We start from the raw sequence: 13,963 nt of genomic DNA, 5'->3' as shown, positions 1-13,963 counted from the left end.
CCGGCGGCTCGCAGCAGACATCGGGCCGCCACGATAAGATCGAACCCCGCCCTCCCGCTGCCTCTGCCTATGCCGCCCATCGCCACTGCATCCGTGCGTACCGTCCCACTGCGCAGCATCGCGTTCGTTCTCGCGTCCATGTTCTGCTTCGCCGTCGTGGATGCGCTCGGCAAGTTCGTGGCGCTCGCGTACCCGGCCAACGAGGTGACGTTCTTCCGGATGCTGTTCGGCCTCGTTCCGGCGCTCGCGCTCTGCATGCGCGGCAAGCCCTTGCGCAAGCGGCTCGGAAGCATGGACGTGCGCGGGCAGACCATCCGGGCCGTCACGCTGCTGGGCGCGTCGGCCCTGTTCTTTGCGGGTCTGCCGTATCTGCCGCTCGGCGAAGCGGTCTCCATCGCGTATTCGGAAACGCTGCTCGTCATCGTGCTCGCACCGTTGCTTCTCAAGGAACCGCTCGCGGCGCGCGACGCCCTCGCCGCGCTCGTCGGCTTCGCGGGCGTGCTGCTCGTGGTGCGGCCCGGCGGCGGCCAGTCGAGCTGGCTCGGTCCGGTGCTGCTGCTGTGCAGTGCGCTGTGCGGCGCGCTCTCGATCATCCAGATCAAGCGCATTCATGCACGCGACGATTCCGCGCTCACCGTGCTCTTTTTCACGTCGGTGGGCACCGTGGTGATGGGCGCTTCTCTGCCTTTCGCGTGGCGCGCGCCGACGCTCGAAGGCCTCGCCGTCATGGCGCTGCTGGGTGCATTCGCAACCGTCGCCCAGTACCTCATGACCGTGGCGTTTCGCGAGGCCGATGCAAGCGTGCTCGCGCCCTACAACTACACGAGCGTGGCGTGGGCCGCGCTCTTCGGTTACGTGGCGTGGGGTGAAGCGATCGGCGCGGTGTCGCTCGCCGGCATCGCGCTGATCGTGGGCAGCTCGATCGCCGTGGCGATTCGCAGGCGGCCACCCGAAGGACCCCAGTTCTGACGCGCGAACATGCAAAGCGAATGGCAACGTGCCCGACGGTAAAGGGTTCATTCCCACAGGCATGTGTTCTGCTGGGTTTGTCTACTGGCATAGCGCCAAAGGAATTGATATAACCCTTCTGGTAACTCGCGCAGGCACGCGAGTCGTGCTCGCAGGCCGTGTAACAACGCTTTTTGCGAGGTAACGCATTTGAGCCCCACGAACAAGGCGTCTGCGTCGGATGACCCGGTTGCCAAGGCCGCCAGGGTGCCCGTCGACGAGCGCTATCGCATCCTCGTCGAGACGGTGCGCGAGTACGCCATCTTCCTGCTCGCGCCGGACGGCACCGTCGCGACCTGGAATCCCGGCGCCCAGCGCATCAAGGGCTATCGTGCCGAGGAAATCGTGGGACGCCACTTCTCCGTGTTCTACCCCGAAGAGGACGTGGCCGCCGGCAAGTGCGAGCATGAACTGCGCACGGCGGCAACCGAAGGCAGCGTCGAAGACGAAGGCTGGCGCGTGCGCCGCGACGGCTCGCGTTTCTGGGCCAACGTGCTGATCACGGCCGTGCGCAGCCCGTCGGGCGAACTGCTGGGTTTCGCGAAGGTGACGCGCGACATGACCGAGCGCAGGCGGCTGGAAGAACTCGAGCACGCGCGTCTCATCGCGGCTCGCATCGACCAGGTGCGCGAAAGCGAGCAGACGCGCATTGCGCGCGAGTTGCACGACGACCTGGGCCAGCGCATCACGGCCATGAAAATGAGCCTCGGGCTGCTGGAAGGGCAACTCGGCGACGACCAGCACGCCCGGCAAACGCGCGACGCATTGACCGACCTCGCAGGCGAGATGGACGGCATGGCCGTCGCGCTGCGGCGCATCGCGTCCGACCTGCGTCCGCCCATACTCGACGACCTCGGCCTGGAGGCCGCGCTCGAATGGATGGCGGAGAACTTCACGCGCCGCTACGGCGTGCACGCCACGCTGCACTTCGACGCCGACGACGTCGCGTTCAACGAAGTGGCCGCCACCGCGATCTTCCGCATGACCCAGGAGGCGCTCACGAACGTGGCGCGCCACGCACACGCGAAGCACGCGCACGTGGAACTGGTTGCGTCCGGGAACGCATGCAGCCTGCGCATCGACGACGACGGCGTGGGCATGGCGCCCGACGCGCAACGCAAGGAACGCTCGTTCGGCCTGCTCGGCGTGCGCGAGCGCGCGCGGCTGCTGGACGGCGACGTGTCCGTCGATACCGCGCCGGGCAAAGGCTTCCGGCTCGCGGTGAGCCTGCCGCTTGCCGCCGTGGGTCCGGCAACGGACGAATGACGGCGAGGCTTTCCGTTCGCCTCGCGCTTCGTCGCCGTCCTTTCACGCCCCTCTTCATTTGCTCTTTCTGCGCGCGCGCAAAAGCTTTGCACAACAAATTGGTTCCGCCTGCACCGTGCGCTCCGTAGGATCGCCCGCATGGCGAACTATCTGGACACCGATCAGCGCGACGCACTCGCGCGCCTTGCCCGCAGCTGGACCTGGCGCACGCGCTGGCCGACGTGGCTCGCCATCGGCGTCATTTACGGCGGATGGTTCGGCACCGCCCTGCACGCCAGCACGCTGGGCTTGCCGCTCGCGACCGTGCTGCTCGTCGTGTTCGGTGCCGGGTATCTGTCTCTGCAGCACGAACTGCTGCACGGCCATCCCACGCGCTGGCGCCGCGTCAACGCGATCATCGGGTTCGCGCCGCTCGCCGTGTGGCTTCCGTATGCGATCTATCGCGACTCGCATTTGCAGCATCACGACGACCCGCATCTCACGCATCCCGGTGCCGATCCCGAAAGCTGGTTCGTGACGGCCGACGCCTGGCGTCGCGCGTCGCCGCTCGTCCGCGCGCTGCTGATGACGAGGAACACCTTCGCCGGTCGCGTGTTGACCGGTCCGGCGTGGTCGATCGCCGGGACGGCGGCGAGTGCCGTGCGCAAAATTGCGCGCGGCGATTGTGGCGACGTGCCGGCGTGGCTCGCTCACGGCGCGGCGCTCGCTGTGCTCGCGAGCTGGCTCGAGCGCCGATGTGCGATTCCGCCATGGCTATTCGTTTTCGTGATCGGCTACGGATCGCTCGCGCTTGCCGCCGTGCGAGCGTTTCGCGAGCATCGGCCGCATCAGGCGCATGAGCATCGGTCGGTGATCAACGAAGCAGGGCTGTTCTGGCGCCTGCTGTTTCTCAACAACAACTACCACCTCGTTCACCACGACTTGCCGCATGTCCCCTGGTTTGCGCTTCGCGACGTCTACCTGACGTCCCGCCGGCAATACATCGAGCGCTCAGGAGGCTTTCTGATAAAGGGTTACGGCGCGCTTGCGAAGCGTTATGCATTCACGCCGATCACGCATCCAATCCACGGCGGTCGATCCGATATCATCCGCGGAAATCTGCCTGCTTCCGCCCATTCCGCGGGTAAATTGCGGGTGAAATCCATGGTAGTTATCCGTCGAGGAGAACGCCATGAAATTGACCCACCCCATGCTGCTGAACGCGAAACCGCGAGCCAGGCCCTATAAGCTGCGTGACGCGACTCCATGTATCGGCTGTTTCGGGGGCAGTGACTGTGTCCCCGATCATTCTGCCCTCTGGACGACGGGCGCGCCGAAGCGGTAACTCGATACCGTGATTTTCCCCATGAAGTCGCTCTGGTGATAGACGCGCGTGCCGATATCGTTGCCCGCAGCGCCCACCGCGACCATCAGGGGAATCAGGTGATCCTCACGCGGGTGTGCGGCACGGGCTGCCGGCGCAGCACTCCAGTTCATCAGACGTTGCCGCCGCTCGTCTGGAGGCGACCCCACCAGCGTGTCGTTGAGCCATCGGTCAAAAGTGGCCGAAGTCTCGGCGCCCGCGCCGCTCCTCATTCCTTGCGTGTCGTGGTAGCTGAACCCGCTGCCGATAATCAAGCCGTTGCCGCACGGGCGGCCATCGTCGCCTTAGCCCACCAGACGAGTTCGTCGAGTGCGGCTGTGGCTGCAGGTAAGAGACCCGCCTCGATCTCCTCGATTGCCTTATTCCCGCCCATCGGCAACACGGCCATGAAGTCGCTTCCGCCAATGTGGACCGCGCTTCGCGTCGAGACCATTTGCAATTCCACACCGATTCCGCGCAGATGTTCGACTGCGCGCGCTCCACCCAGACCGCCATAGCCAATTGCGGTGAAGGGCTTGCGGTTCCATTCCTTATATGCCTGATCGAGCGCGTTTTTGAGTACGCCGGTGATCGAGTGGTTGTACTCGGCGACAACGAAAATGTAGCCGTCGAATTTGCCGATGGTTTGCTGCCACCGAACGGCTTCGGGATCCTGGCTCGGCGCGCGTAGATTCGACGCCACCTCGGAGAAAAAAGGCAGAGGATGGTCGCGTAGATCGACCACTTCGACTTCGATGTCATCGCGGGCCCTGGCTTGCCTCAGCATCCACTGAGCCGGCTTGTCAGCGAATCTGGTCGGGCGCGTCGAGCCAATGATAAGGGCGATACGGGGCTTAACAGTCATGGTTTACTCATGTAATTTAGAGTCGCTAACACAAGTCGTCAACGAAGCGTGAACAGATAACGGCAGCCGCCAGGGAAAGCAACGCCATATGAATGTCGAGACGCCGTTCGAAACGAATGCGCAATTTGCCGAAACCGGCAAACCAGGCATGCGTGCGCTCGACCACCCAGCGATGCCGTCCGAGCCGCTCGCGGCTTTCCACCCCGCGTCGGGCGATACGTGCCGTGATGCCGCGCTGCTTCAGATAATGCCGACAACGTGCAAAGTCATATCCCTTGTCCGCATGCAGCTTGTCTGGGCGCTTACGGGGCGCGCCATTGAGGCCCGAGACTGCCGGAATGGCATCGAGCGTGGGCTCGAACGCCATCGAGTCGTGGCGGTTGGCACCCGTGACCGTGATGGCCAGAGGAATACCGCGTGCATCTACGACGATGTGCCGTTTCGACCCGAGCTTGCCCCGGTCTGTCGGGTTCGGGCCGGTTTCCTGCCCCCCCGGGGGCTGGAAACGCTAGCGGCATCAAGGCTCGCCCGCTCCCAATCAATCTGGTCATGCTCACGCAACCGGCGAAGCATCGCCAGATGCAGTTGCTCCCATACGCCTTCGGCCTGCCAGTCCCGCAGTCGTCGCCAGCATGTCATCCCGCTGCCGAAACCCAGTTGCTGCGGCAGGTCTTCCCACGGGATGCCTGTTTGCAGGACATACAGGATGCCGTTCAATGCTGCACGGTCATCAACCGTGCGGCGTCGGCCACCTTTGGGCGACGGCTCGAACAACGGAATCAGCGGCTCCAACGCCGCCCATAGTTCATTACTGATTTTTCGTCTGGACATCACGCCAGGATATGGCTTTCATGGCTGCATGTCCAGGTTGTGTTAGCGACTCTTAGTCACTAAACGAAACCAGACTACGAGGATCCCAGTGAGCGCACAAGAAGGCACCATTTCGAAACCACGTGACCAAAAGGATCCTGCTGCGTGCGAACACATCAGCCGGATGCTCGCGCGTATCTGCGATAAATGGACCGTGCTTGTGGTCCGAACATTAGGACGCGGGCCCCGCAGGTTCAATGCGCTTCGTCGAGACATAGGGGAGATCAGTCAGAAGATGCTGACGCAGACGCTAAAGGAGCTCGAGGAGAATGGCTTCGTGACACGGACCGTCACGCCCTCCAAGCCACCTCAGGTCGAATACGCCCTTACCGCGCTTGGCGAAGATTTCTTGTGTCCCGTTCGTGGTCTTGCCGAATGGGTTGCGGCAAACTCTGAACAGATAACGGCAGCGCGGAAAGCGTACGCATCCGATCTTGAATGAGCAACCACGCGGGCGCGGCAATACCAGATCGTGGGGAGGATCCTAAAAGCCACGCCTCTACCCTGAACCGCCATTCCGGGTGCGCTCTATAGGCGACCACTTTGGCCGATGCGCCGCTCCGCAAATCCAGGAAACAGGCGCTGTTACTCCTGGCGGATTCAAACGGCCGTTGCAATCATAGGTCGCTGGCGGCGGTTGCGGGTCAAGGGCGCGTGAGCTGAGGGGCTCGTGTGTCGTGCAAAGGTATGAAGCGGTCCACAAGGGACGGTCGGCTTCCTACGAAGCGGACATTAAAACAAACGAAGCACGTAGAAGGTTGCCGTCTGTCTGATATTCATAAATTGACTTGGTGGTCAAGGACTTTATATTGGCCACCAGACCATGGAGCTCGCACGATGACAACAGCTGCAAGTCCTATCGATCCAATCACCGGTGTCCTTGAAGCTTTTGAGTCCCACAATGTCGTCGCGATTTGCGACGGTGGCCACGGATGTGAGCAAGCTTATGCATTTCGGGTTTCGCTGATCCGGGACGCTCGATTTGCTCACGTGGTGAACGATATCGTGGTTGAAAGTGGCAATTCTCTTTATCAGGAGTTGATAGACCGGTTTGTTGCAGGGGAATACGTCCCCGAAGATAAACTTCGCCAAGCATGGCAAAACACGACACAACCCCACGACGTCTGGGATCGTCCTGTCTTTGAGGGGCTTTTTCGTGAAGTCCGCGAAGTAAATTCCTCACTCCCGAAAGACCGTCAAATCCGTATCTTGTTGGGCGATCCACCAATCGACTGGTCGAAAATCAGCAGCGCCGAAGAACTCGTTGAAGCCTGGAATGCCGTTGGCGACCGTGATAGCTGCCCAGCAGACATTATCCAACGTGAAGTGCTGGCCAAACAGCGTCGCGCCTTGGTCATCTACGGTGGCATGCATTTGTTGCGTAGGAACCTCTACTGGCACGCGAAAAAACAAGAGCTGGTGAACCACCAATTCAAGCCACTACCCGATGGCATCGTTTCGTTGCTGCAAAGGCAGGGCGTCGAAGTCTATTCTGTTTGGGTTCCGGTATTTGTTGATCTGGCAACACTACAGGCCGACGTCACCTCTTGGCCAACTCCCAGCCTTGCGCACATTCGCGGCACCCCACTCGGGGAGGCAAGCTTTGCCTCATATTATCCGCATGCCATGTTTACCAAGCATGACGGTGTGACCGTAGAGATTTATGTCGATCCTATCCGCTCCCCTGTAATGCAGGAACAGTTCGACGCCATCCTTTATCTCGGACCACCTCCCGCGTTGACCTGGAGTCAACCGTCTCCGGCGTTGTCCTCTGATCCGGAATACATCAAGATGCGTTCGCAGAGGCTCGCATGGGCCGGCATGGGCGGCGGTGGCTAACGCGTCGACATCTGTCGGGTTGGATTCCAGACGACTTCCATCAAGCTGCTCGTCGGTGTGCTGTGACCGAGAGGGGCGTTTTGTCGACGATTCGTGGAGCGATGTCGAACGGCCAGTTGTGGCCGACTACGGGCTCATCGTCTTGCATCGAAACCGCAGCGAGCGGTCCAGGCGACCCGCTCAACGCAACCCGTTGAAGACCCCCGACACTTTCAACAACAGACAGTCAGCAAACTTAATTGCGCTCGAACTCCTTGAGAAATCTTTCGACCCGCCGATCGGGAATGATCCACAGCGCGGCAACGAGGGCATACAGAAGGTAGGACACCACCGGCGCAACAAAGGCCAGCACAATGCCTGCAAGGTAGAGCAGAGGTGAAATCTTGCTCTTCCAGTCGGAACCCAGGGCCTGCTTCATCACCGACTGTTTGCCTTGAGCGTGCACGATCGCAACCTGAAGCACGTTCCAGGCGAGCGCGGTGGTGAGCAGCGAGACGCCGTACAGTGCCGTGGGCACCGGCGCAAAGCCGTGCTCCCCGGCCCATGCCGTTGTAAACGGGATGAGCGACAAGAAAAACAGCAACCCGAGGTTGGCCCAGAGGATGCCGCCAGTGACTTCGCGGATCAGGTGCGCGAAGTGATGGTGGTTGCTCCAGTAGATCCCGACATAAACATAACTGAGAACATAGGACATGAAGATCGGCCACAACGCGACCAGGGCCTGAAACGTCACGTCGTGCGGAGCGTGCATTTCAAGCACCATGATGGTGATGATGACTGCCACGACGCCATCAGTGAATGCTTGCAGCCTTTCTGATCTCATACATGGTTTTCCTTAAAAACGCCATTCACGTCCATCGCCTGTCCATAGCGAAACGATAAGTGCGATTGTCGCCAATCCGGAAGTTTCAGTCCAATGGCAGCGTCTGCCCGAGGCTATGTGAAAACTCGCATCGAACACACCCGCTGACAAACGCGGCTCGCCAGATCGCCGCGTTCGTCGAGCCATTCGATCCGGTGAGAACGATGCTGTGCGATTCCGGCAACCCGGAATGCGTCCACCGGTTCGACGGCCACGACGGTGTGCTCCATCGCCGCGAAAGCAGCGGCGTCGGTTCCGATACCGGCTCCAACGTCAAGAACGTAGGACGAATTCATCGGGATGAGATGCATGATGGCCGCGTGGTGTTGTCGCAAACGAGATGTCTTGCCATTGTTCGATGAGCGATCGTGCATTCTCCGCGTAGCCTTCCGCCCCTGCCCATCTCCAGCGCAAAAAAACGTCCTGGCCTATATTAGGCGCCTGGTAAGCGGTCGATGGCGGAATCTCGCTGATCCGACCGCATAGCGCTGGCCCAACGTCATCTCGGTGGTCGATATGCACACAGACGCGAAGATCGAGCCGGCAAGCTTGCCGCCGGCGTCCCAACTGATGTCCTCTTACGGTCGAGCCGATTTTGCCGACGCATTTTCGGTCGATCTGCCGGAGACCGCATCCCACGACGCAGAGCTTATCGCCCGGTACATCTTCGACCATCAGCCCGAATGGATTGCGGCGCTGCTGGAATTGCGCGACCTGCTGGTACGGCCGTTTGGTATAAGGCGCGCCGCGGACCTCCGGGCCGCGGGCGGCGACAGGATAAACATTTTCCGCGTATTCGGGCGATATCCGAACGAGATCGTGCTCGGGGAAGACGACACGCATCTGAATTTCCGCGTGTCGGTGCTCTTGCAGCCCTCCTCCGATGAATGCCCCCGCCGGGTGATCGTGACTACGCTCGTTTTCTACAACCAACTGCTCGGCCGCGCTTATATCGCATTGATCGCGCCGTTCCATCGCATGGTCGTGCGAGGCTCGCTTCGTCAGGCACAGAAAACCGGATGGTCCGCCTGAGCGGATGCCGCCATCGCAGCCGTGGCGACGCGTCGTTACTTATTCGCGGTCGTCGGCTACCCGGCGGCGGGCGGGCCAGAAATAGAGTGCGACGAGCCCGCGCTGGCTGCCTCGACGAACCGCGCCGGCGGTGCGCCCCCGGAACAGGAATGTATTGGAAACGACGGCTGTGCCAGGCCTCAGATCCCTGTCGAGCAGATTGCTGACCGCCGGCATGGCGGACGGCATCAGATAGCAAACGATCGCATGGGCGCGGCGAAGATTACTGCGATGGAAATCGCCCCACCGAAGCGTAACGTTCGGCAACCCGGACGCTCTCAGGCGTGATATCAGGTACGGAAATAGCGATATCTCGATCCCTTCCACCATCGCTTCGGGAAATGCGCGCGCGACTGCCACCACCAGCGCGCCCCACCCACTTCCCAGATCGACGATCACGGCAGACCGGGCAAGATTTGCCTGTTTGAGCAGCGCAACGACGTCGGAGGCTTCGACGCCTCTCGAGGAAAGCGTCGGCACGCCCGTGAGCGCCGTGAAAATCACAAGCGACAGGCCCGCGAGCAGCGTCAGAGCGACGGCCGTATACGACAGCAGCGTCATCATCAACGCGGAATGCGCGGTAGCAACAGGTACGACACATGTTCCCCGCCGGTCGCGATCGTGTTCGTTCCGCCATACAGCGTGGCGTCGCGGTTCGGATGAGCGGCGAAAAAGAGCCCTGAGTTGTGGGCGTCGGGAAGTGCGTAATCGTCAGCGTGCACAATGTTCGCATCCGGTCCGTATCCGAAATCCTTGCCCTGGATCGTCAACGCGAGTCGATAACCCTTTGGAATGACGATGCTCGTCGGCTCGGTAAATTCGACGTCGACGGGATAGAGTTCCCCGGGCGTCATCGGCTCCGAAGTGGCATGCGGGTGGAAAGGCTGGTAGGGGGTCGACTTCGCCGGATCGACGGCGCGGTGCGACACGCGCAGATATCCGAGATCCAGCGGCACGTTCGGATCGCTGTTGCCCACAAAGGTGACGTCCCTTCCCTGCGGATCGATCAGCCTGAGGGCTGCGAAGATATCCATATCCGTCGTCGAGGAACCGACCCATAGCCTCACGCCGATCGGGCCGGTGAATTCCGTCTCCGCGCTGAAGGGCTTCGTCGTGAAAGTCAGCCCACCCTCAAGTCCCGCGTACGACTTCTCAGCGGACGCCAGATGCTCGCTATCCGGCGTCATCGAAGCATTGGCCGCGTCGAGATAGTAGCGTTGCCAACGCGTGCCCGGCAGCGGCCAGGCGGAAGCGCTCCTCCAGACTGTTCCGTTGGGCCGGCGGATCTGCACAGCGACGCGCGGCTCTTTTTCCCAACCGTTATCCAGGCCCTTGAGGAAATGATCAAAGAAGCGCTTTTGCAGCGCGAGCGCCTCTTCCGAATAGAAAGGCGTCAAGTGGTCTCCGGTCTGAATCCGCAGCCATTTGTCCTTGCTGGCGGCGAAGCGATAGCCCGCGGTGCTCCAGTCCGTCCAGTTCGCAACGTCGAGCAGCGGTACCTTGATCCGGCTCGCGTCGGCCCGGTTCAGTACCCACCGCATGGCAACGTGGGCGTTTAACGGCCTCCATCGCGCAAGCCAGCCGAAATGCCTCGCACAGTCTTTACCAGGCAAAGGCACCACGGGGACGTCGATCGTCCCGCGACATGCCTTCGCCCCCATGGCCTCGAGCGAGGCAACCGTATGAGCCGAACGCACGAGGCCCGTCACCGCGTGGCCCGCCGTAACGAGTTCGCGAACGACGGCGGAACCGACGAAGCCCGTCGCGCCTGTGATGAAGACCCGCATGGTCGTCTCCCCCGGTCCCGCTTCAATGGGACGAGCCGGCCGGTTCGATGCGGAAGTAACCGGGATCGGCGAGGTCCGCGAGGAGCCCCCGGTGCTGCGGCGTCCAGCCCAGAATCGCTTGCGTGTGACGGCTCTCCGCAGGGGCGTCGATCGCGACGAAGGGTGCAAACCACCCGAAATGCGCGGAGGCTTCTTCCGCGGAAAGGGAAACCAGCGGCAGGCCGAGGCTATCGCTTATCGCCGCGGCGATGTCCTTGAGCGCTACGCCCATTTCGCCGATTGCGTGGAACGGCCCCGCCGTCACGTTCTCGAGAGCCAGACGGTAGACACGAGCTGCATCGAGCCGATGCACGGCGGGCCAGCGGTTGAGCCCTTCGCCCACATAAGCCGAGACGCCCTTCTCGCGCGCAATGGCCGCAAGACGCGGCACAAAACCATGGTCGCCCAGACCGTGAACCGATGGCGCGAGGCGTATCGTGGTGGCCTGCACGCCCCGCGCGACCAATTCCCTCACGGCCGCCTCCGACGCGCGGGGGAATCGCTCAGAAACGGGTGGCGCGATGTCTTGTTCGGTTGCGATGCGACCAGGGGCCAACAAGGCGACGCCGGACGTGACGAGGAATGGCCGGTCGGATCCTTCAAGCGCCGCACCGATCGCCTCGATCGCACGCCGTTCTACCGCGCTGTTCTCGGCAAAGCGGGACCAGTCGTGATTGAACGCGGTATGTATCACCGCATCGGCTTCGGAAGTGCCTTCCCGCAGGCGCCCGATATCTTCGAGCGACCCCACGAGCGTCCGCACGCCGGCCGTCCCGAGTTGGGCCGCCCGCTCTGCGGATCGGACTAGGCCCGTAACCTGATGCCCTGCCCCGACCAATTCACGCACAACCGCAGAGCCGACCCAGCCGGTCGCCCCGGTCACGAATATCCTCATCGCACCTCTCCCGTTGAATGACGGGTGCAGCATAGGGCGTTGAACCGGAACGATCCATGCCTTAGAGTTCGCTTCTGGTATTCGATCGTTCGAACTTCGTCATGGATCCACTCTCCGATGTGTTGTCCCTCCTGAAGCTGCAAAGCTACGTTTCCGGCGGCTTCGATGCGGCCGGCGACTGGGCCGTGAAATTCGCGTCATTCGACGGGATCAAGTTTCATGCGGTGCTGCGGGGCCGGTGCTGGCTCAGCGTCGATGGCGAACCGGAGCCCCTTGAGGTCACTGAAGGCGAGTGTTTTCTGCTCGCGCGAGGCAAGCCCTTTTGCATCGCGAGCAATCTGGCGGCAGCGCCGGTCGCGTTCGGTACTCTGGTCCCGCAGGTCAGGGACGGCCGCATCGTGACGCACAACGGTGGCGGCGAATTCCTTAGCGTGGGCGGATATTTCACGCTGGCCGATGGTCAGGCCGATCTGCTTTTGAACGTGCTCCCCGCGGTCATTCACGTTCGGGAGGAACCGGGTCCGTCAACGCTGCGATGGTGTATCGAGCGCATGAGAGCGGAATTGCGCGAAGCGCAGCCAGGCGGCGCCATCGTCGCGCAGCAGTTGGCCACGCTCGTGCTTGTGCAAGCGTTGCGGCTGCAGCTTGCGGGCGGGCGCAATGAAGCCGTCGGCTGGCTTTTCGCGCTCGCGGATAAACGGATACGCGCGGTGATCAACGCCATGCACGAGACGCCCGGAGCGAAATGGACCGTACAGACGCTGGCCGAGCAGGCGGCCATGTCACGCACGAGTTTCGCGCTCCGGTTCAAGGAACTCGTCGGGCTCTCGCCGATGGACTATCTGACGCGTTGGCGGATGAATCTGGCCGCTGCCAGGCTGACGCACTCGCGCGACTCGATCGCCGAAATCGGCCTCGCGCTCGGGTATGAATCGGAAAAGTCCTTCAGCGCAGCCTTCAAACGGATCATGAATTGCGCTCCCCGCCAATATGGCCGCCAGCCGCCCTCGCACGCATGACGGTAAATCGTCCGCGCGGGAACAATGGATGGATCACCCGTCTGGGGTCGCCTACCGCTGGATGCGGATCTCTGCGAGCGCCTTGATCGATACGCTGCTGGCGTGGCCACAGGGCTACGCGCATTAAAGTGGCCCGCGGATGCACGCCGTCTGCAACGCTCTTTGAGCCGGCAATCAAGCGCTCATTGCCGGCCAATCAAATCGGTAAGTGAGCGGTAAGTCGAGCTCCCATAAAGTCAGTCCCCTCTTGTCTGCTGACTTTCTGGAAGCGATCGTGAAAAAAAACTTTTTGTCGGTTCGGCCCGTCATCTTCATCGCAGCCATGCTTGCACTCTTTTCGAGGACAGCGTGGGCCGAAGGAGAAAATCCCGACCCGACCGATGCGGCAAGCTCGGGGCTTACGATCCTGAATAATGCGACGAACGTGACGCGCTGGGGCCTGGGTGCGGGCGTGGGTGTCGGGCAATCGCCCTACAAGGGATACGGGACGAAAGTTGAACCCTTTCCGTTGGTTTACTTCGACGACAAGTGGGTGCATCTCCTTGGCACCACGCTTGACCTGAAAGTCGGCACCTGGCATGGCGTGAGCGTTGCACTTCGCGGAAAGTATTCGCTGGGCGATGGCTACAAGCAGTCAGATGCGCCAATCCTGAATGGCATGGAAGACCGGAACGGCGCTTTCTGGTACGGTCCGGCGCTCGCATGGCGCACCGCGTTCGGCACGCTGTCCGGCAACTATCTGTTGGGCGGAAACAAGGGCGAGAAGGCCGCTCTGGATTACAGCAAATCATTCGATGTCGGAGATTTTTCGCTTACCCCGCACGTGGGCATCGAATGGCTAAGCGGAAAATACGTGAATTACTATTACGGCGTGCGCCCTTCCGAAGCGCGCCCCGGACGCCCGGCTTACACGGGCACGGCAACCTGGAGCACGTCGCTCGGAACTCGTGTCGATTACAACTTCACGAAGCACCAACGCTTCGTGCTGGACGTGGGCGTATCGCACCTGGGCAGCGGCATCACCGACAGTCCGCTGGTCGGCAAGCGCTTCATTCCAGATATCAGGATCGGCTACATGTACCAGTTCAAGTGAGTTCAGT

The 13,963-nt window shown here is 61.7% G+C and carries 16 protein-coding genes and 1 pseudogene; 8 read left to right on the top strand and 9 right to left on the bottom strand.

Features of this window, described 5'->3' with window-relative positions; translation table 11 throughout:
* The first annotated feature begins 69 nt into the window (after window positions 1-69).
* The 3 genes from U0042_RS07265 to U0042_RS07255 all read left to right on the top strand — a co-directional run bounded on the left by U0042_RS07265 (window position 70) and on the right by U0042_RS07255 (window position 3,501).
* On the top strand, window positions 70-969 hold the full coding sequence (locus tag U0042_RS07265; RefSeq protein WP_114815176.1) for a DMT family transporter: 900 nt from the start codon (window positions 70-72) through the stop codon (window positions 967-969).
* 189 nt (window positions 970-1,158) lie between these two features.
* Window positions 1,159-2,274 (top strand): PAS domain-containing sensor histidine kinase, encoded by a 1,116-nt coding sequence (locus U0042_RS07260; protein WP_114815177.1) that lies wholly within the window; start codon window positions 1,159-1,161, stop codon window positions 2,272-2,274.
* A gap of 138 nt (window positions 2,275-2,412) precedes the next feature.
* Window positions 2,413-3,501 carry a fatty acid desaturase gene (locus U0042_RS07255; RefSeq protein WP_114815178.1) on the top strand — a complete coding sequence of 363 codons (1,089 nt, stop codon included), beginning with the start codon at window positions 2,413-2,415 and terminating at the stop codon, window positions 3,499-3,501.
* A gap of 57 nt (window positions 3,502-3,558) precedes the next feature.
* Here U0042_RS07255 and U0042_RS07250 read toward each other — a convergent pair whose 3' ends face one another.
* The 3 genes from U0042_RS07250 to U0042_RS07240 all read right to left on the bottom strand — a co-directional run bounded on the left by U0042_RS07250 (window position 3,559) and on the right by U0042_RS07240 (window position 5,312).
* Window positions 3,559-3,891, bottom strand: a complete 333-nt coding sequence (locus U0042_RS07250) for a hypothetical protein (protein ID WP_232833626.1) — start codon at window positions 3,889-3,891, stop codon at window positions 3,559-3,561.
* Window positions 3,888-4,481, bottom strand: coding sequence for an NADPH-dependent FMN reductase (locus U0042_RS07245; protein ID WP_114815179.1), 594 nt, complete (start codon window positions 4,479-4,481; stop codon window positions 3,888-3,890). The genes U0042_RS07250 and U0042_RS07245 overlap by 4 nt, the downstream gene beginning before the upstream one ends.
* 25 nt (window positions 4,482-4,506) lie before the next feature.
* Window positions 4,507-5,312, bottom strand: a protein-coding gene (locus U0042_RS07240; RefSeq protein WP_155773625.1) for an IS5 family transposase whose coding sequence is annotated in 2 segments (ribosomal slippage) — window positions 4,507-4,982 and window positions 4,982-5,312 — 807 coding nt in all. Because the reading frame shifts where the segments join, the coding sequence is not laid out codon by codon here.
* A gap of 88 nt (window positions 5,313-5,400) precedes the next feature.
* Here U0042_RS07240 and U0042_RS07235 point away from each other — a divergent pair.
* The gene (locus U0042_RS07235) at window positions 5,401-5,793 is read left to right on the top strand and encodes a winged helix-turn-helix transcriptional regulator (RefSeq protein ID WP_232833623.1); all 393 of its coding nucleotides are present in this window, start codon (window positions 5,401-5,403) and stop codon (window positions 5,791-5,793) included.
* 395 nt (window positions 5,794-6,188) lie between these two features.
* Window positions 6,189-7,190, top strand: a complete 1,002-nt coding sequence (locus tag U0042_RS07230; protein ID WP_114815151.1) for a hypothetical protein — start codon at window positions 6,189-6,191, stop codon at window positions 7,188-7,190.
* A gap of 235 nt (window positions 7,191-7,425) precedes the next feature.
* Here the strand turns inward: U0042_RS07230 and U0042_RS07225 are convergent, their stop codons facing one another.
* Complete coding sequence (locus U0042_RS07225) at window positions 7,426-8,013, bottom strand: TMEM175 family protein (RefSeq protein ID WP_114815150.1); 588 nt, start codon at window positions 8,011-8,013, stop codon at window positions 7,426-7,428.
* Between the two features lie 113 nt (window positions 8,014-8,126).
* A complete protein-coding gene (locus U0042_RS07220; RefSeq protein WP_114815149.1) occupies window positions 8,127-8,363 on the bottom strand; it encodes a hypothetical protein in 237 nt (78 codons plus the stop codon).
* A gap of 205 nt (window positions 8,364-8,568) precedes the next feature.
* Between U0042_RS07220 and U0042_RS07215 the strand changes: the two genes are divergently transcribed.
* Window positions 8,569-9,084 carry a DUF2867 domain-containing protein gene (locus U0042_RS07215; protein ID WP_114815148.1) on the top strand — a complete coding sequence of 172 codons (516 nt, stop codon included), beginning with the start codon at window positions 8,569-8,571 and terminating at the stop codon, window positions 9,082-9,084.
* Window positions 9,085-9,123: 39 nt separating this feature from the next.
* Here U0042_RS07215 and U0042_RS07210 read toward each other — a convergent pair whose 3' ends face one another.
* From U0042_RS07210 to U0042_RS07195, 4 genes and pseudogenes are all read right to left on the bottom strand, one after another.
* Window positions 9,124-9,687 carry a methyltransferase gene (locus tag U0042_RS07210; RefSeq protein WP_114815147.1) on the bottom strand — a complete coding sequence of 188 codons (564 nt, stop codon included), beginning with the start codon at window positions 9,685-9,687 and terminating at the stop codon, window positions 9,124-9,126.
* A complete protein-coding gene (locus tag U0042_RS07205) occupies window positions 9,687-10,664 on the bottom strand; it encodes a CocE/NonD family hydrolase C-terminal non-catalytic domain-containing protein (RefSeq protein ID WP_232833624.1) in 978 nt (325 codons plus the stop codon). Before U0042_RS07205 ends, U0042_RS07210 begins: the two co-directional genes overlap by 1 nt.
* Window positions 10,665-10,751: 87 nt before the next feature.
* Window positions 10,752-10,910 (bottom strand): annotated as a pseudogene (locus U0042_RS07200) (NAD(P)H-binding protein); the annotation flags it as partial.
* Between the two features lie 22 nt (window positions 10,911-10,932).
* Window positions 10,933-11,844 (bottom strand): SDR family oxidoreductase, encoded by a 912-nt coding sequence (locus U0042_RS07195; RefSeq protein WP_114815155.1) that lies wholly within the window; start codon window positions 11,842-11,844, stop codon window positions 10,933-10,935.
* A 101-nt stretch (window positions 11,845-11,945) separates the two neighbouring features.
* Between U0042_RS07195 and U0042_RS07190 the strand changes: the two genes are divergently transcribed.
* Window positions 11,946-12,863 (top strand): AraC family transcriptional regulator, encoded by a 918-nt coding sequence (locus U0042_RS07190; protein ID WP_114815145.1) that lies wholly within the window; start codon window positions 11,946-11,948, stop codon window positions 12,861-12,863.
* Window positions 12,864-13,137: 274 nt separating this feature from the next.
* Complete coding sequence (locus tag U0042_RS07185; protein ID WP_232833622.1) at window positions 13,138-13,956, top strand: MipA/OmpV family protein; 819 nt, start codon at window positions 13,138-13,140, stop codon at window positions 13,954-13,956.
* The last annotated feature ends 7 nt before the right edge of the window (window positions 13,957-13,963 follow it).

The sequence above is a fragment of the Paraburkholderia kururiensis genome, assembly GCF_034424375.1.
GTDB classification, from domain to species: Bacteria; Pseudomonadota; Gammaproteobacteria; order Burkholderiales; family Burkholderiaceae; genus Paraburkholderia; species Paraburkholderia kururiensis_A.
The sequence above is the reverse complement of the archived record's forward strand: the minus strand, read 5'-3'. Positions and strand labels throughout refer to the sequence as shown.